Annotated in this window: 18 protein-coding genes; 15 read left to right on the forward strand and 3 right to left on the reverse strand. The window is 30.8% G+C overall.

Annotated elements, in window-relative coordinates; all coding sequences use genetic code 11:
• Positions 1-127: 127 nt before the first annotated feature.
• Positions 128-484 (reverse strand): response regulator transcription factor, encoded by a 357-nt coding sequence (locus tag IW18_RS00660; RefSeq protein WP_041515654.1) that lies wholly within the window; start codon positions 482-484, stop codon positions 128-130.
• 728 nt (positions 485-1,212) lie between these two features.
• The gene (locus IW18_RS00665; protein ID WP_041515655.1) at positions 1,213-1,983 is read right to left on the reverse strand and encodes a response regulator transcription factor; all 771 of its coding nucleotides are present in this window, start codon (positions 1,981-1,983) and stop codon (positions 1,213-1,215) included.
• A gap of 115 nt (positions 1,984-2,098) precedes the next feature.
• Here IW18_RS00665 and IW18_RS00670 point away from each other — a divergent pair, with 115 nt between their 5' ends.
• From IW18_RS00670 to IW18_RS22555, 3 genes are all read left to right on the forward strand, one after another.
• The gene (locus tag IW18_RS00670) at positions 2,099-4,102 is read left to right on the forward strand and encodes a sensor histidine kinase (protein ID WP_041515656.1); all 2,004 of its coding nucleotides are present in this window, start codon (positions 2,099-2,101) and stop codon (positions 4,100-4,102) included.
• A complete protein-coding gene (locus tag IW18_RS00675; protein WP_041515887.1) occupies positions 4,089-4,523 on the forward strand; it encodes a response regulator in 435 nt (144 codons plus the stop codon). Before IW18_RS00670 ends, IW18_RS00675 begins: the two co-directional genes overlap by 14 nt.
• Before the next feature lie 405 nt (positions 4,524-4,928).
• Positions 4,929-5,273 carry a helix-turn-helix domain-containing protein gene (locus IW18_RS22555; protein WP_052480027.1) on the forward strand — a complete coding sequence of 115 codons (345 nt, stop codon included), beginning with the start codon at positions 4,929-4,931 and terminating at the stop codon, positions 5,271-5,273.
• Between the two features lie 123 nt (positions 5,274-5,396).
• Here the strand turns inward: IW18_RS22555 and IW18_RS00685 are convergent, their stop codons facing one another.
• Positions 5,397-6,788: a UDP-glucose 6-dehydrogenase gene (locus IW18_RS00685; protein ID WP_041515657.1), complete on the reverse strand. Its 1,392-nt coding sequence runs from the start codon at positions 6,786-6,788 to the stop codon at positions 5,397-5,399.
• A gap of 529 nt (positions 6,789-7,317) precedes the next feature.
• On the opposite strand from IW18_RS00685, the gene IW18_RS00690 reads away from it, so the two are divergent.
• From IW18_RS00690 to IW18_RS00745, 12 genes are all read left to right on the forward strand, one after another.
• Positions 7,318-7,746 (forward strand): adenylyltransferase/cytidyltransferase family protein, encoded by a 429-nt coding sequence (locus IW18_RS00690; protein ID WP_041515658.1) that lies wholly within the window; start codon positions 7,318-7,320, stop codon positions 7,744-7,746.
• On the forward strand, positions 7,743-8,747 hold the full coding sequence (locus IW18_RS00695; protein WP_174232049.1) for a mannose-1-phosphate guanylyltransferase: 1,005 nt from the start codon (positions 7,743-7,745) through the stop codon (positions 8,745-8,747). The genes IW18_RS00690 and IW18_RS00695 overlap by 4 nt, the downstream gene beginning before the upstream one ends.
• Positions 8,748-8,835: 88 nt before the next feature.
• The gene (gene gmd, locus IW18_RS00700) at positions 8,836-9,960 is read left to right on the forward strand and encodes a GDP-mannose 4,6-dehydratase (RefSeq protein ID WP_041515659.1); all 1,125 of its coding nucleotides are present in this window, start codon (positions 8,836-8,838) and stop codon (positions 9,958-9,960) included.
• Between the two features lies 1 nt (position 9,961).
• Positions 9,962-10,924: a GDP-L-fucose synthase family protein gene (locus IW18_RS00705; protein ID WP_041515660.1), complete on the forward strand. Its 963-nt coding sequence runs from the start codon at positions 9,962-9,964 to the stop codon at positions 10,922-10,924.
• Between the two features lie 235 nt (positions 10,925-11,159).
• Positions 11,160-11,540, forward strand: a complete 381-nt coding sequence (locus IW18_RS00710; RefSeq protein ID WP_041515661.1) for a hypothetical protein — start codon at positions 11,160-11,162, stop codon at positions 11,538-11,540.
• Positions 11,541-11,811: 271 nt separating this feature from the next.
• A complete protein-coding gene (locus IW18_RS00715) occupies positions 11,812-12,942 on the forward strand; it encodes a glycosyltransferase (protein ID WP_041515662.1) in 1,131 nt (376 codons plus the stop codon).
• A 2-nt stretch (positions 12,943-12,944) separates the two neighbouring features.
• Positions 12,945-14,432 carry a hypothetical protein gene (locus IW18_RS00720; protein WP_041515663.1) on the forward strand — a complete coding sequence of 496 codons (1,488 nt, stop codon included), beginning with the start codon at positions 12,945-12,947 and terminating at the stop codon, positions 14,430-14,432.
• Positions 14,433-14,436: 4 nt separating this feature from the next.
• Positions 14,437-15,711, forward strand: coding sequence for a glycosyltransferase (locus IW18_RS00725; protein ID WP_052480028.1), 1,275 nt, complete (start codon positions 14,437-14,439; stop codon positions 15,709-15,711).
• The gene (locus IW18_RS00730; RefSeq protein ID WP_052480029.1) at positions 15,711-16,850 is read left to right on the forward strand and encodes a glycosyltransferase family 4 protein; all 1,140 of its coding nucleotides are present in this window, start codon (positions 15,711-15,713) and stop codon (positions 16,848-16,850) included. Before IW18_RS00725 ends, IW18_RS00730 begins: the two co-directional genes overlap by 1 nt.
• Positions 16,847-17,530, forward strand: coding sequence for an acyltransferase (locus tag IW18_RS00735; protein ID WP_123902591.1), 684 nt, complete (start codon positions 16,847-16,849; stop codon positions 17,528-17,530). Before IW18_RS00730 ends, IW18_RS00735 begins: the two co-directional genes overlap by 4 nt.
• Positions 17,531-17,555: 25 nt before the next feature.
• Positions 17,556-19,097, forward strand: a complete 1,542-nt coding sequence (locus IW18_RS00740; RefSeq protein ID WP_041515664.1) for a lipopolysaccharide biosynthesis protein — start codon at positions 17,556-17,558, stop codon at positions 19,095-19,097.
• Positions 19,098-19,171: 74 nt separating this feature from the next.
• Positions 19,172-20,257: a glycosyltransferase family 4 protein gene (locus IW18_RS00745; protein ID WP_041515665.1), complete on the forward strand. Its 1,086-nt coding sequence runs from the start codon at positions 19,172-19,174 to the stop codon at positions 20,255-20,257.
• The last annotated feature ends 10 nt before the right edge of the window (positions 20,258-20,267 follow it).

Below are 20,267 nucleotides of genomic sequence, written 5' to 3' on the forward strand. Positions count from 1 at the left end.
ACACGTAGGTTTTTATTAAAAGAAATTCTGTTGCGTGTAATTATTGTTAACCCATAGTCCAGAGGCTTTAGGACTATGTGTTAAAATGTTTTTTTTCTAATTATACACAACGTTTAAAGGGATTTTTTTATAGATAATTTTCTATCAGTTGCTTTAATTCACTGAATACAAATGTTTTTTTTAAGAAATGTTTTACTCCTAAAATGCCGCCCATTTTTCTATCTTTAGGTTCTATTTTAGCCGAAAGAAATATGACTGGTATATACGAATATTCAGAAGCTATATGTTCTTCCATAAAGCCGTAACCATCAAGTTTTGGCATCATTATATCACAAAGAATAACATCGGGTTTAAATTCTTTGACCTTTTCTAATCCGTCTCTACCATCTTCTGCTTCGCATATTTTGTGTCCCACAAAAGAAAGCAACTCGCAAATTGTAATTCTTAATGTTTCCTCATCATCAATAATTAATATTTTGGCCATATTCCGTTTATTTTTTCTTTGGTAATTTTAGTGTTATACAAACTTTTAAATTAAATACGAGGAACAATATCTTTTGGATGTTTATGGAATAATCCTAATAATCAAAAACAAATCCTTCGAATAAATTACGAAGACATATTTTGCTACTGTATTAATAAATTTAAATATTGTTTATAAAGCTTTGGAGTACAAGCGGAATACTAATTAACTGCATTAAACAACAAACTAAAGCCTAAGAATAAATACTAAACTTTGACTTAGTGCTACGTAAACTTAGATTAATTATTTAAAAAAACAAAAGAAAAAGTTAAAATATTACATTTAAATTGTAATAATTATATCACAAATTTTTATTTTAGCATTAACACCTAAATTGTTAAATTAATACGACTCGTAATAATGGAATAGATGAGGTTAATAAGCGTATAAGTGTTTAAAATAGTAAAGTTTCGTGATTTTTAAAACTAAACTGGATTTGACCCCAAATGTATTAAAATCGTAAATTAAATAGGTGTTTTAGTATCGTTTTTTATAGATTTAAATAGAGATAAGTTAAAATTTTATTTTTTTATACAATCAAATTATTTTAAAGTTAGAATTAACGAACATCAATTCCCATTAATATTTTGGTGGTTAAATAGCTTTATCTTAATATTTTTAAAAAAAAATGCCGTCACAATTCATATTTTGAGACGGCTACTTCTATAAAAGAAAAATTAGAAAATGTTTTAATTATTCTCTGTATCAATAGATTTTATGAAATCTCTGGGAGTCATTTTGTGATATAATTTAAAACTGGTTGAAAAATAAGAGAACGAACTAAATCCGGTTTCGTCAACGATGTATTTGATATTTCTTTCACCAGAATGAATTAGTTTAACAGCATAATCTAATCTAAATTCTCTTATGTACTGGCTGGCATTTTTGGTAGTTAATTTTCGTACTCTTTTATCAAGAGTTGATTTACTAATGGCCAGATCTCTTGAAAGTTCATTCATATCGATGTGAGATTTTATTTTTTGTATTAAAATTTCATTTAATGAAGTAATAAAATCTTTTTCGGATAACTTAATAGTGATTTTAGAAAATGGATCAGGAGTGAACTTTTTTTCAATATTGTTTTTAAGAAAAATTAAGTTATTTATTTTATAGATTAGTTCTTGTGTCTTAAAGGGTTTTATGATAAAATCTGTAACACCATTTTTTAGTTGTTTAAATTTTAAATCGTCATCGATATTGGCAGTAATCATAATAAAGGGAATGATGTGAAATTTAGTATTTCTGCGAATTTTAAAGAATAATTCTTCGCCATTAAGAACGGGCATTACCATATCGCAAATGATGATATCAGGAATATTTTTTTTTAAATTTTGAAGGCCTTCAGTACTGTCTTTGAAATATTTTACATCGAAATTATTTAGTTGTAATATCTCTGATAAAGTGTTTCCAATTTCTACATCGTCTTCAATTATAGTTATTTTGGTTTTTTGTTTAATCATTGGATGAATTTATTTTAAATCATTACGGTTATTTTTTAGATTATGAGTATTATTTTGAATAAAAAGCACAAAATGTAATACTTTTAGTGTCTTATTTGAAAAAATGATAATAAAGATGGAAAAACTACTGTCGTATGTTTCTAAAATCAATAATCATCTATTGCAATACTCCTCAATAGATGATGCTTTAAATTCGTGTATTAGAGATATTGGTCTAGAGCATAACATCGACAGATGTTACATCCTAAAAAATAAAAATAATAACGAGTTGTTAGGTTTAGATTATGCTTACGAATGGTGTAATAATGGAATTAAACCTTATATAAACCATTTTGGTGTAAACAAAAGTCTCAATAATGCTTTTTTATCTATTAATAGTATACTCTACAAAGATAAATTAAGGTTTGGGTTGGGTAAAGATATCGATAATAAGTTATTAAAAAAGATTTTGGAGATTAGGACTGTGAAATCTTATTTTTTTCTGCCTATTTTTTCGGACAATATATTCTGGGGATGGATTGGACTTGAGGATTGTAAAAGTGAGCGTGTATGGGGAGAAAGAGAAATTTTTGTATTGCAATCTATTACAAAAAGCCTTGGAATTCGTTTTAGTCAAAATACTGCTATATCAAAACTAGAGAGAACTATAGAGAAATTTAACTTTTTCATGTCAAGTTCAAATCAGGCAATGTGGGAATTTGATATTGAAACTGAAAAAACGAATTTTAGTTTAAATTGGTATGGAATATTAGGCTACACTAATGAAGAGATTAACAATATTCCTGATTTTTGGACTAAGATTTTTTCTCCAGATGATAAGAAACAGATTAGGAATGATTTTAGAGATTTTACGGCTGGAAAATTGGACAAGTTTGAAGGTAATACGAGGATTATTCATAAAGATGGACATTATATTTCTGCTAAATATTCAGGATTATTAAAATTAAATAAGAAAGGAATACCAAAGAAAGTTATTGGAACTTATATGGACATCAGTGAACTAGTGGAAAAAGAGAAACAATTATCATTGTCTGAAGCAAAATTTAGATTTATTGCCGAAAATACTACAGACCTAATTTGCCAGCATTCAAAAGGAGGAGATTTATTATATGTTTCCAGTTTATCAAATGATATAATAGGTTATGATTTTGAAGAATTGATTAATAAATGTCCTTGGGACTTTATACACAAAAGAGACTTAAGCAATATTAAAAAATACTATCATTCGATTGTTAAAAATCAACAAATTGAAACAATAACATTTCGGTTTAGAAAATTTGATGGAACTTACATATGGCTAGAAACCACAACAAAAGTCATGTTAGACTCTGAAAAGAAAATCATAGGATTTCAAACCTCGAGCAGAGATATAACCAAACGCATTAGAGCTGATAAAGAAATGAAAGCTGCATTTTTAAAAGAAAGAAAGTTTAATGAATTAAAATCTAATTTTGTTTCTATCGCTTCACATCAATTTAGAACGCCACTTACTGTTATTTACTCTAATGCAGAACTTCTGGAAATGAAAATAAATAGTTTCCAAAGAGACTCCAATGAATGTAAAGTCATTATTTCGAGAATAAAAAATGAAGTTGAGAGAATGACTGAACTTATGAATAATATTTTAGTTTTTGGAAAGCAGGAAGCTAAAAAAATTGAAAAAGTGATTCAGCCTATAGATCTCAATGAGTTTATTGATACATTAACCAAAACCTATTTTAATAAGGATGGCGGAGCAAAGATCAGAGTAACAAAGAAAGGATTTAAAAAAGTATTTTTTACTGATGAGTCACTAATTGTTCATATACTTACAAATGTCATTAATAATGCATTTAAGTATTCTGTTGGTAAACCAGATCCTGAGCTTATTATTATTTATTTAGAAAATAACATTGAAATACAGGTTATTGATTATGGTTTGGGAGTACCAAAAAAAGATATTCCATACTTATTTACTTCATTTTTTCGAGCTTCCAATACCAACTCAATCATTGGTTCTGGATTAGGCTTAGTTATCGTGAAACAATTTACCGAATTTTTAAACGGAACAGTGGAATTAAAAACCAAAGAAAATTTTGGAACAACAATTAAATTGACATTTCCTTATGAACACCAATAAAATTTTATTTGTTGACGACGAACCAAATGTTAGAGAAACCATAAAGGAACTTCTGGTCTTTAAAAGTTATGATGTAAGAACTGCAGCTAATGGGCAGGAGGCTTTAGATATTTTAGAATATTGGATGCCGGATTTAATTATTTGCGACATGGTTATGCCGGTTATGAATGGCAGCGAATTGCATGAAAATATTAAAAAAAATAAATATTTAAGTACGATTCCGTTTATCTTTTTATCGGCTAAAAACGAAGTTGAATTAATACGTAAATGTCTGCAAGACGGAGCTGATGATTTTTTAACTAAACCGTTTAAATTTAATGAATTAATACTTGTGGTTACTGCAAGACTGGAACGCTTTGAAAAAAATAAAAATGCACAGAATAATTTACAAAGCTGTAAAAAAAAAGACTTTCTCAATTGAATAATTGTTCCTTCTAATATAAGGCAGAACGGAGTTTAATAAATAACAAATTGTAGTGCTTGATAGTCAATTAAAGACATGGTTTAGATTTTATTAAACGTTAGTTGAAAACATCAAAATGTAAAAAGTGAATTCTTTTTAATACTTAAAAAAATACTTTTAATTCTATGAGAATAGGAATAAGGTATTTTTTTTTTGCTTGTTTTTCTTCAAAATAGAATACTAAAATAAAGATGTTTTTGACTCCCATTTATTGTTAGCAGATTTTTTTAGTTTATTATTTTAATTCAATGCTATTTTTTTTTAAACAGTCCGTATAATTTTAGTTTTTAAGATGCTGATTTTATTTATTTGTTACTGTAAATAAGCTATTTAAAATTATACTATTATCAAATAAATTAAATTATGAACAAAATTGTTTCTCACAATATCAGAACCATTAGAGAGATGAAAAATTTAACCAGAGACTTTGTAGCTGGCGAATTGGAAATGACTTATAGTGGATATGGTAAAATTGAAAGAGGTGAAATTGATATAACAATTTCGAAAATATCAAGACTTGCAGATATTTTTGGAATTTCAATTTCTGATTTATTGTTTTTTGACGTATCGTATTTTTTTAATAACGATGCAGAAGAAAAAATTGATGACCAATTAAGAATTGGCAGCAATTCTGATATAAAAACCTTGAGAATTTCAAGGAGTAGACTTATGGATTTTCAGGATAAAAAATTAAAAAACAGAGTGTAACTAATAAGTTATAAATCTAAAGAGAACCGCTAATGAAAAATAAGGCGGTTTTTTTGTTATTGATAAAGAAAGTGAAAGAGACTGCTTAGTATTGAGCAGTCTCTTTTTTGTATTTTAGGTGGTTTAAGAACCAATTCCTTGATAAACAAAACCTATTTTTTGCAGTTCTATTTTGTTCAGTATATTTCTTCCGTCGAAAATAAAAGCAGGTTTTTGCATTGCGTCATAAATTCTCTTCCAGTCATAGTCGATAAATTCTTCCCATTCTGTAAGTATTGCGATAGCATGAGCATCTTGGCAGGCTTCATAAGGATCTTCGAATGATTTTACACTTTTGGCATTTTCTACTGAAGATCTGGTTTCTAAATAATCCAAATCTGCTAAAATTTTCTTTTCATTTACTTTAGGATCATAAACGCATATTGTTGCCTGTTCATTTACTAAATCATCTGCGGTATAAATTGCTGCTGATTCTCGAGTATCATTAGTATCTTTTTTAAATGCCCAACCCAAAAATGCAATTTTTTTACTTGCAACCGTGTTATAAAGCGTCTTTACAATCTTGTCAGCAAATCTCTTTTTCTGATGATCATTCATTATAATTACTTGTTCCCAATAATCAGCAGTTTCGTTTAGTCCGTAGGATTTAGCAATGTAAACCAAGTTTAAAATATCCTTTTTAAAACAAGATCCGCCAAAGCCTACAGATGCCTTAAGAAATTTTGGACCAATTCTGCTGTCCATTCCTATAGCACGAGCCACTTCATTAATGTCTGCTCCAGTTTTTTCGCAAAGTTCAGACAAAGCATTAATAGATGAAATTCTTTGAGCCAAGAAAGCATTCGCCGTCAATTTAGACAACTCAGACGACCATACATTTGTGGTTAATATTTTATCCTGAGGTACCCAATTTGCATAAATATCCACCAAAGATTGTATTGCTTTTTGTCCTTCAGGAGTTTCGTCGCCACCAATTAATATTCGATCAGGATTTAGTAAATCAGTAATAGCAGTTCCTTCGGCTAGAAATTCAGGATTAGATAAAATTTGAAATTGCACTCCATTACCAGTATTGTCAAGAATACTCTTGATAGCTTCGGCAGTTCTAACAGGAAGTGTAGATTTTTCTACCACAATTTTATTGTCTTTTGAAACTTTTGCAATTTGTCTGGCACATAGTTCAATGTACTTTAAATCAGCAGCCATACCTTTTCCTTTTCCGTAGGTTTTAGTAGGCGTGTTTACAGAAATGAATATAATCTGAGCTTCTTCAATTGCTTTGTCTACCGCAGTAGAAAAAAACAAGTTTTTACCTCTTGTTTCTGCTACAATTTCGCTCAAACCAGGTTCGAAAATTGGAATGTTATCTGTGTTTTCGTCATTCCAGGCATCAATTCGCTCTTGATTTAAATCGACAACTGTAATTGTAAGATGCGGACATTTTTGTGCTATAACTGCCATAGTAGGTCCGCCGACATATCCAGCTCCAATGCAGCATATTTTAGTGATTTCCATTTTATCTGTTTTATCGTTTTTATATTATTATGAAAGAATGTTCCTTAGGATTTAGTTCGAGCTATTTTCTTAATATGAAGTAGTTTTTTTTTGATATACAGCTTTTTACAGCAGTATTTGTGTAAGAATCAATTGTTTTAGTTTCTTATTTGTATGAGGATGATTACCCACTGGTTTAAAGCAGATAAAATTAATTTTTACCATACTTTTTCGCATCCTTTTTAGAGTTATATGTTCCAAAATTAGGTTTTATTGTCTTTTGCAGTTTCTATGTTCACTTTGCGTTTGTTGTAATTTTACTCTTGTAGATTTCTTTTTTTGATTCTATATGAGCACGAAATGTTGTGATTAATATCATACTATAATTAAAGGGCTTCCATAAGTAGTTAGTAGTTATAATTTTTTTTTGGATAGCTAAAATGTAACTATCTACGGGGAACCCTTTTTCAATTTTGAAATTTTACTTGTTTCTGCTCCCTTTTTAAGTCTAAACAAAAACAGCTTTTTTGATATTTAATCTAAATCAATTATGAAAACAGGAATAACATTTAGTGCTTTTGACTTGCTGCATGCAGGCCACATTAAAATGCTGGAAGAAGCAAAATCAAATTGTGATTATCTAATAGTTGGACTACAAACTGATCCAACTCTTGATCGTCCTGAAAAAAACAAACCAAGTCAATCTGTTGTTGAGCGTTATATCCAACTTAAGGGATGCAAATTTGTAGATGAAATTGTTCCCTATGCAACAGAACAGGACTTAAAGGATATTCTACAGTCTTTTCAAATTGATACACGTTTTTTGGGAGATGAATATAAAGAGAAAGACTTTACCGGAAGATCTTATTGTGAAGAGAAAGGGATAGAACTTTATTATAATACAAGAGATCATCGTTTTTCTAGTAGTGGTCTTCGAAGAGAAGTTTTTCAAATGGAACTTTTAAACGAAAATAAATGATTGTCAGCAACAATATAGTTCATGTCGTATTAACCGGCGGTGTTGGCAGTAGGTTATGGCCTCTTTCGCGCAAGACGAAACCAAAGCAATATCTTGATTTGTTTGACGGTCAGTCATTGTTAGAGATGACTATTGCCAGAAATAAAAGCATAGCTGATAGATTATTGATTGTTGGTAATGTAGAAAATTATGCTTTGAGCTGTAAAGTAATGGAAAAATTCTCTGTTGATCACTCGCATATTATTGAGGCGTCACCTAGAAATACTGCCGCTGCAATTGCTTTTGCTGCTTTTCAGTCTAAAGAAGATGATATTTTAATCGTTACACCCTCAGATCATATTATTAGCGGTGAAGAAGATTATATGACATCCTTAAAACAGGCTATCGCCATTGCAAAAAATGATTATTTGGTCACTTTTGGTATTAAGCCTTCAAAACCTGAAACCGGATATGGATATATTGAATTCGAGGGAGATAATGTTTTGGCTTTTCATGAAAAACCAAGTTTGGATAAAGCATCAGAATTTTTGAGACAAGGAAACTTTTATTGGAACAGCGGTCTTTTTTGCTTTAAGGCAGGAATATTTCTAGAGGAACTTCAAAAACAAGAACCAGAAGTCTACAATAGAGCCAAAACGGCTTGGGAATCTAATGATTCTGGTTTGCTGGATTATGATTTGTCTATGAAGATTCCGTCGATTAGTATAGATTATGCCGTGATGGAGCGCAGTTCTAATATAAAAGTTGTTGCCTCACAGTTTGGCTGGTCAGATTTGGGTTCGTTTGAATCTGTTTATGATTATTTAGTCGAGAAAGGTCATCATGCCGATGCTAACGGAAATATTCTAATAGGATCAGCCATTCACACTTCATTTATTGGTGTCGAAAACTGCCTTTTGGTTCATACGCCAGATGCATTTTTAGTCGTAAAAAAGGAAAACTCACAAGAGGTAAAACAAGTTTATCAAGAATTAGAAGCTGTTAATTCTCCATTGTTGTAAACGCAGAAAGTTTAGAAAAGATAGTTTTTGATAGTAAACTTTAGAAAAAACAAAAGATAATACCAAATTCATTACAATATTAGAAATTATGACTAATACACCAAAAATAGCTTTAATAACCGGAGTTACAGGACAAGACGGCGCTTACTTAAGTGAGTTTTTACTAAAAAAAGATTATATCGTACACGGACTTAAAAGACGTTCTTCTTTATTTAATACAGATCGTATTGATCATTTATATCAAGATCCGCATGTAGATAACCAACGTTTTATATTGCATTATGGCGATATGACAGATAGTACGAATTTAATACGTCTTATTCAGGAAATTAAACCTGATGAGATTTATAATCTTGCCGCTATGAGTCATGTTCAGGTTTCGTTTGAAATTCCTGAATATACTGGTAATGCGGACGGTTTAGGAACTTTAAGAATTTTAGATGCAGTTCGTTTATTAGGATTAGAAAAAAAGACCCGTATTTATCAAGCATCAACGTCAGAATTATATGGTAAAGTACAAGAAGTTCCGCAAACAGAAACAACACCATTTTACCCGCGTTCACCTTATGCAGTTGCCAAAATGTACGCTTATTGGATCACTGTAAATTACAGAGAAGCTTATGGTATGTATGCTTGTAACGGAATTTTATTTAACCATGAATCGCCAATTCGCGGAGAAACTTTTGTAACCAGAAAAATTACACGTGCAGTATCTCGAATTGCATTGGGACTACAGGAGAAATTTTATTTAGGAAACCTTGATGCTCAAAGAGATTGGGGTCACGCCAAGGATTATGTTCGTATGATGTGGATGATTCTTCAGGCTGATGAGCCAGAAGACTGGGTAATAGCTACAGGTACAACTACTACAGTTCGTGATTTTGTTAGAATGAGTTTCGCTTATGTTGGCGTAGATATTGAATTTGTTGGAACCGGTGTCGAAGAAAAAGCTTATGTAAAGGCATGTAATAATGTTGATTTTCAAATAGAAATTGGAAAAGAAGTTTTATCTGTAAACCCTCGTTATTTCCGTCCTACAGAAGTAGAATTATTAATTGGAGATGCTACAAAAGCAAATACTAAATTAGGTTGGACTCCAGAATATGATTTACAGGATTTAGTAAATGATATGATGCAATCAGATATAAAAATCATGCAAAAAGACCATCATTTAGAAGGAGCAGGATATCAAACAATGAACTATTACGAGTAAGATGAGAGTAGATAAAACAGCTAAAATATACATTGCAGGTCATCGAGGTATGGTAGGCTCTGCAGTGTGGAGAGCATTGGAGCGCAAAGGATATCAAAATCTAATAGGACAGTCTAGTAAAGATTTAGATTTGCGCGATCAAAAAGCAGTTCAGGCTTTTTTTGCAAAAGAGAAGCCAGAAGTAGTTATCGATGCGGCTGCAAAAGTAGGAGGGATTTTAGCAAACAATAACTTTCCGTATCAATTTATTATGGAGAATATGCAAATTCAAAATAATTTAATTGATACCGCTTTAAAGTCAGAAATAGAAAAGTTTATATTCTTAGGAAGTTCATGTATTTATCCAAAAATGGCACCGCAGCCCATTCAGGAAGATTATTTGTTAACTGCACCATTAGAACCTACCAACGAATGGTATGCATTGGCAAAAATTTCAGGAATCAAGGCTTGTGAGGCTATACGTAAACAATTTGCCAAAGATTATGTAAGTCTAATGCCAACTAATCTATATGGAATTCATGATAATTTTGATTTAAAAAGTTCACATGTTTTACCAGCTATGATTAGAAAGTTTCATGAAGCTAAAGAAAGTAACCATGAAGCCGTAACACTTTGGGGAACAGGAAACCCAATGAGAGAATTTCTTCACGTAGACGATATGGCGCAGGCCGTTGTTTTTGCTCTGGAAAATAGACTACCGGATTATTTATATAATGTTGGGTCTGGCGAAGATTTAAGCATTAAAGAATTGGCACTAATGATTCAAAGTGCCGTAGGACATGAAGGTAAAATTATTTGGGATAGTGCAATGCCAGATGGAACACCTCGTAAATTAATGGATAGTTCAAAAATGCAACAATTAGGCTGGAAACAGCAGGTAGGTCTTAAGGAAGGAATCGAAAAAACATATGAATGGTTTTTGGCCAATGCCCAAAATGTTAAAGAAGTTTCTATCGGTTTGTAATTAAATTACATATTCTGTCGAACTATTCTTTATGTTTAAAAGAATACAATAATTCTTTAGTAACGATCATCGGTCTCTAAAAAAAAAGCTCTAAAAAAAAAGCTCTAAAAAAAAAGAATCAAAAATAATAACTGAAATCAAGTAAAAACTAACCATTTTACATTTTAAAATTGCCCCCAAATCATTTTAATACGCATGAATATTTTAGTATAAATATAATTTAAAATTAAAAGTTATGGATGCAAACAAAGTAATGGTTTATGATAAGTGTCATTATTTCTCAAGATTTTTAAAATACGAATTTAAGGACATCAATTTTGCTGCCGGCCATAAAACAGATATTCTTTATGGACACGAGATGACGAACGATCTTTCATTAATAGTTTTTGTTTTTTATTCAGAAAAGGAACTGATAGATCTTTTAAGAGTTAATTCATTTGGAATTCCGCTTTTGGTCTGCAATCATTGTCCGGAATATCAGCATAAATTTAGAAACATACATAATATAGAAGTTTTAGAATGCCTGGATACAAAGCGAGGATTTAGAAATGATCTTCGTATGCATTTTGAGGAAAGATTTAATTTGGCAGACCAACAAGTCATTGTTGAAGCATAGAATATTCTAGAAAATAGTCATGAACACGAAGCCTTTTTTCCAGATAAAATCGAGTTAAAAACTTTATCAAAAAACTTAATAAGTAACGCGATAAAGTATCTTAATAATGATACCAAAATATAAGGGTATAGCCGTAGAAAGTTATTTGAAGAATAAACAACTTCAAACTTCTATATTGGATATCGGAATTGCAGAGGTGCGTATTGATAAATAGTATTCTATTCAAGATAAATCAAACAGCATTTTATAAAAATATACTTTTAAAAAAGAAATGAAACAGTTATTGTATATAGCACCAGTGATTATTGATTTTGAAAAATTAAATGGTGTTTCAAAAAAAATACTAAACCAATACAAAGTTTTTAGTAAATCATATAATGTAACATTACTGTCATATGGTCCAGACTGTCTTTATTATCTTAATAATGATTTTTTTGAAACGATACCTTTAAATCAAGCCAATCGAAGACTTAAAATGTATTCATTTATCAATGAAAAGCTTTCGGTTAATAATTATAATTTTATCTACAGCAGATATCATTTGTGCGATCTTTTATTTGTAAATACTCTTAGAATATTAGGCAGGAAAGCAATTAAAATGGTTGTTGAAATTCCTACTTATCCTTATAAAAAAGAGTTACTTAAATCGCACAATGGGTTCGTACGTTATTTCATGGATTCTTCATCTAATTTTTTACTGCGATTTTTTGTAGGTCGAATTGTTACTTATTCACAAGACGATAAAATTTACGGTATAAAGGCTATAAATACTATGAACGGTATTATATATGAAAATGTAATTCCGGTACAGAAAAAACAGTTTAGCAGTAAAGAAATACATTTGATTTCAGTATCAATGACTGTGATTTGTCACGGTTACGACAGATTAATAGAAGGTATTAATAGTTACTACAAGCTTGGTGGCGATGTCAATATCATTTACCATTTGGTTGGAGAAGGAGAAGAGATAAAAAAATACAAAGATTTAGTCTTAAAATATGGTATTGAGAAGCATGTTTTATTTTACGGCTTTAAAACCAGTGACGACTTAGATGTGCTTTACGAGAAGGCAGATATTGCCATTAATTCGCTTGCAATACATCGAATAGGATTACAGACAGAAAGTACTATAAAATCTAAGGAATATGCTGCCAAAGGACTTCCCATGGTTTCATCGTACACTGTTGATGCTTTTTCTAGTCAGGATAATAGTAAATATGTGTATCAAATAAGTGCAGATGAAACGCCTGTTAATATCAATGAACTGATAGAATTTTATAAAAAAATGTATGAAAATGCAGATCATAATATTACCGAAGAAATCAGGTTAGCCTCAGAAAAAAGATGTGATATGTCTGTTACTCTTAATGGTATTATAGAATACTTTAATACAGCGGTTTAAGTTTGAAAAATCTAAATTACATTACAATTGGATTAGCTCTATTAGGTTTAATTGAAAGTTATTATATCTATAACCAACCAATTGCCAGAAAGGGTTTGGAATTTTTATTTCTAATCCCATTGTTTTTTACAATATGCATAACTATTTATGGTAATACAATATTGCGTTACCATAAGCAGGGAATTGGTCTTAAAATTTATTACAGCATTGTTTTTATCCGGTATATTATTCAGCCCTTTTTAATAACGCTTTCAGAAGGGAAATTGAATTTTAGAATGCCCGAAGCCAAAGCAGATTCGTACGATGTAGCTGTAGTTATTTATGCAATAGAACTATTTATAGCCTGTGCAGTTATAAAAAAATGGTTTCCTATTTACATTAAAAAATATCAAAAAAAAGATATTGCACATAAACAATTACCTCTAAATTCTTATGGAAAACGCATACTAATTATCTATTTTTTATTCCTTTTAGTACGTATTAATTCCTGGATGCCGGGTTTAAATATATTAGGATTAAAAGAGTCCGTTTCTAAAATTGCAGTTGTATTTGACGCCACAATTTTTAACAGTATAAAAATCTTTATTTTTATATTATTACTTGCCGAGGCAAAGAAATATACCAAAAATAAAACTAGTTTTCAGTTCTATTTCTGCTTAGGAGTGCTTGCAGCGATTTTTAATTTTATATCCTATTTTGGAAGTAATCGCTCGCTGATATACGAAACTGCAATCGCGACAATTACTATTTTGATAGTAAGTTATCCAAAATTTAAAACAAAAATTTTGGCAGTTTTACTTCCATTTGCAATAGTAATTATGTTTTTATCCTATGTAAATAAACAATTTGCAGAAGATAATGCCGGAACTCTTGAAACAGGAGATTCCAGTGTAGTAACTTCAAATATTGTAGAAGAATATGCAAACGGTCTCTGGACAGTTGCCCGTTCCTATCAGGCATCTATTGGTTTAAGTTCGGCTAAGTCAAATGAGGCGTTGATAAAAGATTTTTCGGATGGTCTTTCAGGATTATCAGATTTACCAGGTTTTAAAACGCTCTCTAATAGTTTGGTAGAACTTCGTTCATCTTCAGATGTTTTTAAAGATTCATTGAAACAAAGAGATGACAGAGGGCAAATGCTTTCACTTTCTGGAGGTTTTTTAATCATTGGCGGAAATTTGCTGGGTTGGCCAGTTTTAATTTTAGGAAATTATGTCATGATAATGCTTTTAGTACGCATGGAAGCTGCGTCTAAAGTTATTCAGGATTTGTACCATAAATACATGTATATCTGGATGTCAATTCTTATGGGATTAATTCATTGTTACTGCCTTCAGACTATCGTTTTCTGCTGGAGTAAATACATCCTTTTTTATTGGTTTGTCTTGTGGGTAAATCGTTTCGGAGTTTTAAAACAAAAAAGATTTTATAGAGCTGAGGCTCGTGTAGAGCATCAAAATTATAAATGGACAGCCAATTCTATTGTCTAAGAAAATGAAAAATAGTAAAAAAAGAGTACTCATCGTTGTCAATACACAATTTCCTTATGGAAAATCGGAAGATTTTTTGTCCAATGAATTAGAATATGCTACCGGTTTTGATGAAATTGTATGCTTTCCTATTTTGGCTTATGGTGCCAAAACACCTGGAGATATCATCTATAAAAAAACAAAACAATCCGTTACATTTTACAACAGTACCTTTTCTTATAACAGCAAATTAAGATTGTTGAAGTTGCTTTTTTTGACTTTTACCGATTCTAATTTTTATAAAGAATTACTGGTTTTAATTTCGACTAAACGCTTCACATTAGGAAATATAAAGCAATTGTTGAGGTTTTTATTTATTGCACATAATGCTTTAAATGACTTAACGAGAATTGTGAATGAGAAGTACAAAAATTGCGATGTTGTACTATATTCTTACTGGATGTACATAACTGCGTTTGTAATTATTTCATTAAAAAAGAAACTAAAAAATGTAATTCATTTTGAAAAAGAAATAACCCGCTGTCATCGATTTGACCTTTACGAATATGCCGATGCTGGTCGTTATCTTCCTATGCGAAAATATATTCTGTCTAAGATTAACGAAATACATTCTATTTCAACAGATGGTGTGGGATATTTAAGTAAAAAGTATCCTCAGTATACTGATAAATTAAAATTATCAAGACTAGGTTCTTTAGATAAAGGAGTAAATATATATCCAAAAAGCGAAACATTACATCTTGTTTCCTGTTCCTGGATGCGCCCTGTTAAGCGAGTTTCCTCCATTCTTGAAGCAGTTTCAAAGTTATCTGTAAAAATAGAATGGACTCATTATGGTGATGGAGAAGAGTTTGAAAAGATTAGTAAAATAGCGGCCGAGGTCAATAATCCATTAGCTTCTGTAAAATTAATGGGTGCTTGCAGCAATGAAAAAGTGCTTGCCGAATATGCTGTTAAACCCTATGATGTTTTTATAAATGTAAGCGAAAATGAAGGAGTTCCGGTTTCTATTATGGAAGCAATGTCCTTTGGAAAAATAATAATAGCCACAAACGTAGGAGGCACCGCAGAGATTGTCGAAAACGGAGTTAACGGTTTTTTACTCGATAAAGATTTTACCAATGAAGAACTGGTAAGTGTATTGACAAAGACAGCTTTGTTAGACGCAGAACAGTTTAATGAAATGTGCAAACAGTCAAGAAGAATTTGGGAAGAAAGGTCTAATGCAGCAGCGAATTACGAAAATTTTTATCAGCAGCTTAAAGCGAAATCTGTATAATGAAAAGAAATAATATAAATATAAATCTTCAACCTGTAAACAATCAAGGTTCCGGAATTGCACTTTTTGCAAATAAGTTAACAGAAGAATTAGAAAAGTATAAGTTCTTTAAAATCTGTGGAAGCTTTAATTTTGTTCGAGGCGTTAAGGAAAAAGAATTAAGACGCTTTAGTTTTCCCGTAAAATATTCAAATATACCTGTAAAAGCAGTTTATTCCAGATTAATAAAAAAAGCACTGCCTTTTTATTATCACAATATGATGGGCAGCGAGTCAGATATTAATTTGTTTCTAACCTATAAAATTCCAAGAGTAAAATACAAAGGTATTGTAGTAACCACAATTCATGATTTAATTCCGCTGAGAGTTGCCACAGAAAACAGTAAAATACAACTGGATTACAGAAATGATATTGATTATGCAATCAGAAATTCAGATTATCTGATAACAATTTCTGAAGCCTCAAAAAAAGATATTCTTGAAGAGTTTTTGTACAATAAGAATAAAATTTTTGTTATTCCTAATGGCGTTGATTTTGAATTGTATAACAATAAAATAGAACAAGAAGATTTAGCAAAAGTTAGAGAAAAATATCAGCTTCCGGATAAGTTTATAGTTTATTTAGGCGGAATACGCAGGCATAAAAATGTCGATAATTTAATTAGAGCTTATGCGATGCTCTCTCCGGAAATAAGACAAGAAATAAGTTTAGTAATTACGCAGGGAAATGAAGAATTAAAAAAACTTGCTTCATATCTTAAAATAGAAAATCAGGTTGTTTTTACGTCTTACATTGATGAAAATGACAAACCAGCGATTTATAAATCTGCTTTAGCGATGGCCTTTATATCATCTTATGAAGGTTTTGGGTTACCTATTATTGAGGCCATGGCAGCAGGAACTCCCGTTATTACGTCTAATGTGTCGTCTATGCCAGAAGTGGCTGGTGATGCAGCCGTTTTAGTCGATCCATTTAAAATTGACGAGACAAAAGATGCTTTAGAACGCATAATACTTGATTCTGAATTTCGAGAAAAATTGATTGAGTTAGGTTATAAAAATGCTAAAAAATACACTTGGACAAATTCAGGCGAAGCATTAATAAAATTATGTAATACGATCTTAAAGCCTCAATTATGATTCATTTGATAAAGAAAGTAATCAGGTTAAGTCTCAGCTTGCCAAAAACGGTCTATTTTAATTTCGCTCTGTTTGAGCCCAAAATAGCTTTTAAGCTTCCGATTTTGGTAGATTATAAAACTAAGTTTTTTGCTCTGCACAGAAATACAGTTGCACTTAATACAAAAGCAACATTTGGAATGATAAAAATTGGCTGGGGAGAAGGTGCTATAGGAAATGAATGCAACCGCTTTAGTTATTGGACAATTAAAGAAAACTGTAAAGTTATTTTTGATGGCAAGGCGCATTTCGCAAGAGGCGTTTCGTTAAGAGCAGATAATGCTGGACAGATCATTTTTGGAAAAAACTTTACTGCAAATCAGAATTTCTTTTGTGCCAGTAATACCTCTATAAGTTTTGGGGCAAATATACTGGTGGGCTGGAATATTCATGTTAGAGATGGAGATGGTCATACAATTTATGATCAGGATAATAAGATTATCAATACCAACAAACCAATTAAAATAGGCAGTCAAGTCTGGATAGCAAGTTATGCAACAATTCTAAAAGGAGTAACAATTTCAGATGGTAGTATAGTGGCTTTAGGCTCTATTGTAACAAAATCTTTTTCGGAGCCCAACATAATCATTGGCGGTATTCCCGCAGCAATAGTTAAGAAAAGCGTGCACTGGGAAAAGTAATACAATAAAAAAAATAACAATTTTAATGACAACAAACAGAACCCGAAGTTCTATAAAAAATTCAGCCGCCGCCTTAATAGGGCAGCTAGTTACAATTATTTTAAATTTTGCAGTACGAACAATATTTATAAAAACATTAGGAGCAGCTTATTTAGGTATTAATGGGTTATTTACCAATATACTTTCGGTATTGTCTTTTGCCGAAATAGGTTTTGGAACCGCGATTATTTATGCCATGTATGCGCCTTTGTCTATAAAAGATGAGGTAAGAGTTTCAAAACTCATGAACTATTATGCGAAGGTTTATGAAACTATAGGAACATTTATTTTTCTAGTTGGTTTAGTATTAATTCCATTTTTAGACTTTTTTATTAATGATTTATCAGAACTGCCAAAAGAACTACCGCCTCTATGGGTTATTTATCTGCTATATCTTTTAAATACATCAGTTAGTTATTTCTTTAATTATAAAAGATCATTAATCATTGCAAGTCAAAATGGGCATATCGACTCATTAAATCAGCTTTATTTTAATATCATAAAAGGAGCATTGCAAATAGGAGCATTATTTATATTTCATGATTTCCTAAGTTTTCTAATTATTCAAATCGCATGTACTTTTTTAGGAAATTATTTTATTTCAAAAAAGGCAGATAAATTATTTCCTTATCTAGCCGCAAATAAAGATTTGAAGATTGATAAAGTCGATAAAGATGCTTTGAGAAGAAATGTCTTTGCAATGTCCTTCAGTAAATTAGGTTCTGTTGTTATTACTGGTGTAGACGATTTATTGATCTCAAAGTTTGTTGGAATTATAGTGATGGGAATTTATTCTAATTACTTATTGCTTACCAATACTATTAGAATTGTTTTCATGCAAATTATGTTGCCTGTAACGGCAAGTGTTGGGAATTATGTAGCACAAAAATCAAATGAAGAATCGCATAATTTCTTCAATAAATTGTTCTTTATCAATGCTTATTTTGCAATATGCTGTTTTATAGCATTGAGTACTTTGGTGAATCCTTTTATCAATTTAATCTGGGGAAAAGAATATGTTTTTTCGGCATTGATTACTTTTTTGATCACATTTAATTTCTATCTGGACAGAATGAGAATTACCTCTCAGATTTTTATAGATGCCAAAGGTTTGTTCTGGCCCATTAAATGGAAATCTTTGTTTGAAGCAGCAATTAATTTATCCTTTTCATTTTATTTCCTACTGGTTTTAAAATGGGGCGTAGAATCTGTAATAATCGCTACAATAATTAGTAATCTAACAACCAATATTTGGTGGGAGCCATACGTAGTTTTTAAACACGGTTTTCAAAAAAAAGTGAGTACTTATTACATTACAATCATTAAATATACAGGTGTTCTGGGCATTTCTTATATCGCAGCAATTTATCTGCAATCATTCTTTTCGGAGAGTTTTTCAGGATTTCTAGGTAAAAGCTTCATCGCTTTATTAGTTCCCAATATCATCATAATTCTGTTTTATTTCAAGACAAAAGAACTACACTATTTTGCAGGATTAGTAAAAAATATAATAAACAAAAAACTATGATCAAGAGGCTGTTTTTATAAATGGTTGGAATCAAAATAAAAGTTCATTAAGACAGAAAGATAGCATATAAAAACATGAAGATACTTATTATCGGTCCATTTCCTCAGCCTATAAACGGCTGTTCTTTAGCCAACGAAATTCTTTTAAAGCAGTTAAAACTGCATTCTGGGATTTCTGTTGATACAATAAATACAAATTCAAAAAATATATCGTCAGAAAACGTTGGGAATTTTTCATTTAGTAAAGTATTCTCATTTTTAAAAGTCTATAAAGAAACAAAAGCTATTTCAAAATCAGATGTTGTGTATACAACGCCGGGGCAAACCTTTTTTGGGATAGTAAAATATATGCCTTTCTATTTTTACTGTTTATGGAGTGGTAAACCATATATAATTCATATTCATGGAAATCATTTAGGAAACGAGTACAAATCGTTGAGAGGATTAAAAAAACGAATCTTTTCATTCTGTATTCGCAAAGCTGCTGCGGGAATTGTTCTTTCAGATTCTTTAAGAGCCAATTTTGACGGACTGCTTGACCCTAAAAAAGTCTTTATAGTCGAGAATTTTGCTCAGGATAATTTAGTTCAAAAAGAGCAAGTTGCTAAACCTAAAGACATGCTCAGACTTCTTTATTTGAGTAATCTCATGGAAGAAAAAGGAATTTTTGATTTTCTGGACAGCTTAATTTTATTAAAAAATCAAGGGATTGTTTTTCAGGCAGACATTGCAGGTAAAATTGAAGACGAATCTGAGGATCTTATCCATAATAAATTCAATGAATTAGACGGATTTATTAAATATCACGGCGTTGTATCTGGTCAGAATAAAATTGACCTGTTAGAAAAATCAAATGTTTTCATTTTACCCACCTATTATCGTATGGAAGGACAGCCAATTTCATTAATAGAAGCCATGGCTACCGGCAATATAATAGTTACGACTAAATTTTCGGGAATACCGGATATTATCAGCACAGAAAACGGATGTTTTGTTCCTGCCAAAAGTCCTGAATGCATCTTTAACACATTGCTTGAAATTAATGAAAAACTGGAAGATTTTGTGGATAAATACAGCAGCGTTAATAGAGAATATGTACAATCTTATTTTACAGAAGCTCAGTTTGCAAACAAGGTTTTAAAAGTTATTAAACATTTTTAATATAAAGTAT

The organism is Flavobacterium hibernum (assembly GCF_000832125.1).
In the GTDB taxonomy this organism is placed as follows: Bacteria; Bacteroidota; Bacteroidia; order Flavobacteriales; family Flavobacteriaceae; genus Flavobacterium; species Flavobacterium hibernum.

What these genes read in the sequence shown, in the direction of transcription:
- IW18_RS00660 (WP_041515654.1), bottom strand. Translation starts at nt 484, where the DNA reads ATGGCCAAAATATTAATTATTGATGATGAGGAAACATTAAGAATTACA.
- IW18_RS00665 (WP_041515655.1), bottom strand. Translation starts at nt 1,983, where the DNA reads ATGATTAAACAAAAAACCAAAATAACTATAATTGAAGACGATGTAGAA.
- IW18_RS00670 (WP_041515656.1), top strand. Translation starts at nt 2,099, where the DNA reads ATGGAAAAACTACTGTCGTATGTTTCTAAAATCAATAATCATCTATTG.
- IW18_RS00675 (WP_041515887.1), top strand. Translation starts at nt 4,089, where the DNA reads ATGAACACCAATAAAATTTTATTTGTTGACGACGAACCAAATGTTAGA.
- IW18_RS22555 (WP_052480027.1), top strand. Translation starts at nt 4,929, where the DNA reads ATGAACAAAATTGTTTCTCACAATATCAGAACCATTAGAGAGATGAAA.
- IW18_RS00685 (WP_041515657.1), bottom strand. Translation starts at nt 6,788, where the DNA reads ATGGAAATCACTAAAATATGCTGCATTGGAGCTGGATATGTCGGCGGA.
- IW18_RS00690 (WP_041515658.1), top strand. Translation starts at nt 7,318, where the DNA reads ATGAAAACAGGAATAACATTTAGTGCTTTTGACTTGCTGCATGCAGGC.
- IW18_RS00695 (WP_174232049.1), top strand. Translation starts at nt 7,743, where the DNA reads ATGATTGTCAGCAACAATATAGTTCATGTCGTATTAACCGGCGGTGTT.
- gmd (WP_041515659.1), top strand. Translation starts at nt 8,836, where the DNA reads ATGACTAATACACCAAAAATAGCTTTAATAACCGGAGTTACAGGACAA.
- IW18_RS00705 (WP_041515660.1), top strand. Translation starts at nt 9,962, where the DNA reads ATGAGAGTAGATAAAACAGCTAAAATATACATTGCAGGTCATCGAGGT.
- IW18_RS00710 (WP_041515661.1), top strand. Translation starts at nt 11,160, where the DNA reads ATGGATGCAAACAAAGTAATGGTTTATGATAAGTGTCATTATTTCTCA.
- IW18_RS00715 (WP_041515662.1), top strand. Translation starts at nt 11,812, where the DNA reads ATGAAACAGTTATTGTATATAGCACCAGTGATTATTGATTTTGAAAAA.
- IW18_RS00725 (WP_052480028.1), top strand. Translation starts at nt 14,437, where the DNA reads ATGAAAAATAGTAAAAAAAGAGTACTCATCGTTGTCAATACACAATTT.
- IW18_RS00730 (WP_052480029.1), top strand. Translation starts at nt 15,711, where the DNA reads ATGAAAAGAAATAATATAAATATAAATCTTCAACCTGTAAACAATCAA.
- IW18_RS00735 (WP_123902591.1), top strand. Translation starts at nt 16,847, where the DNA reads ATGATTCATTTGATAAAGAAAGTAATCAGGTTAAGTCTCAGCTTGCCA.
- IW18_RS00740 (WP_041515664.1), top strand. Translation starts at nt 17,556, where the DNA reads ATGACAACAAACAGAACCCGAAGTTCTATAAAAAATTCAGCCGCCGCC.
- IW18_RS00745 (WP_041515665.1), top strand. Translation starts at nt 19,172, where the DNA reads ATGAAGATACTTATTATCGGTCCATTTCCTCAGCCTATAAACGGCTGT.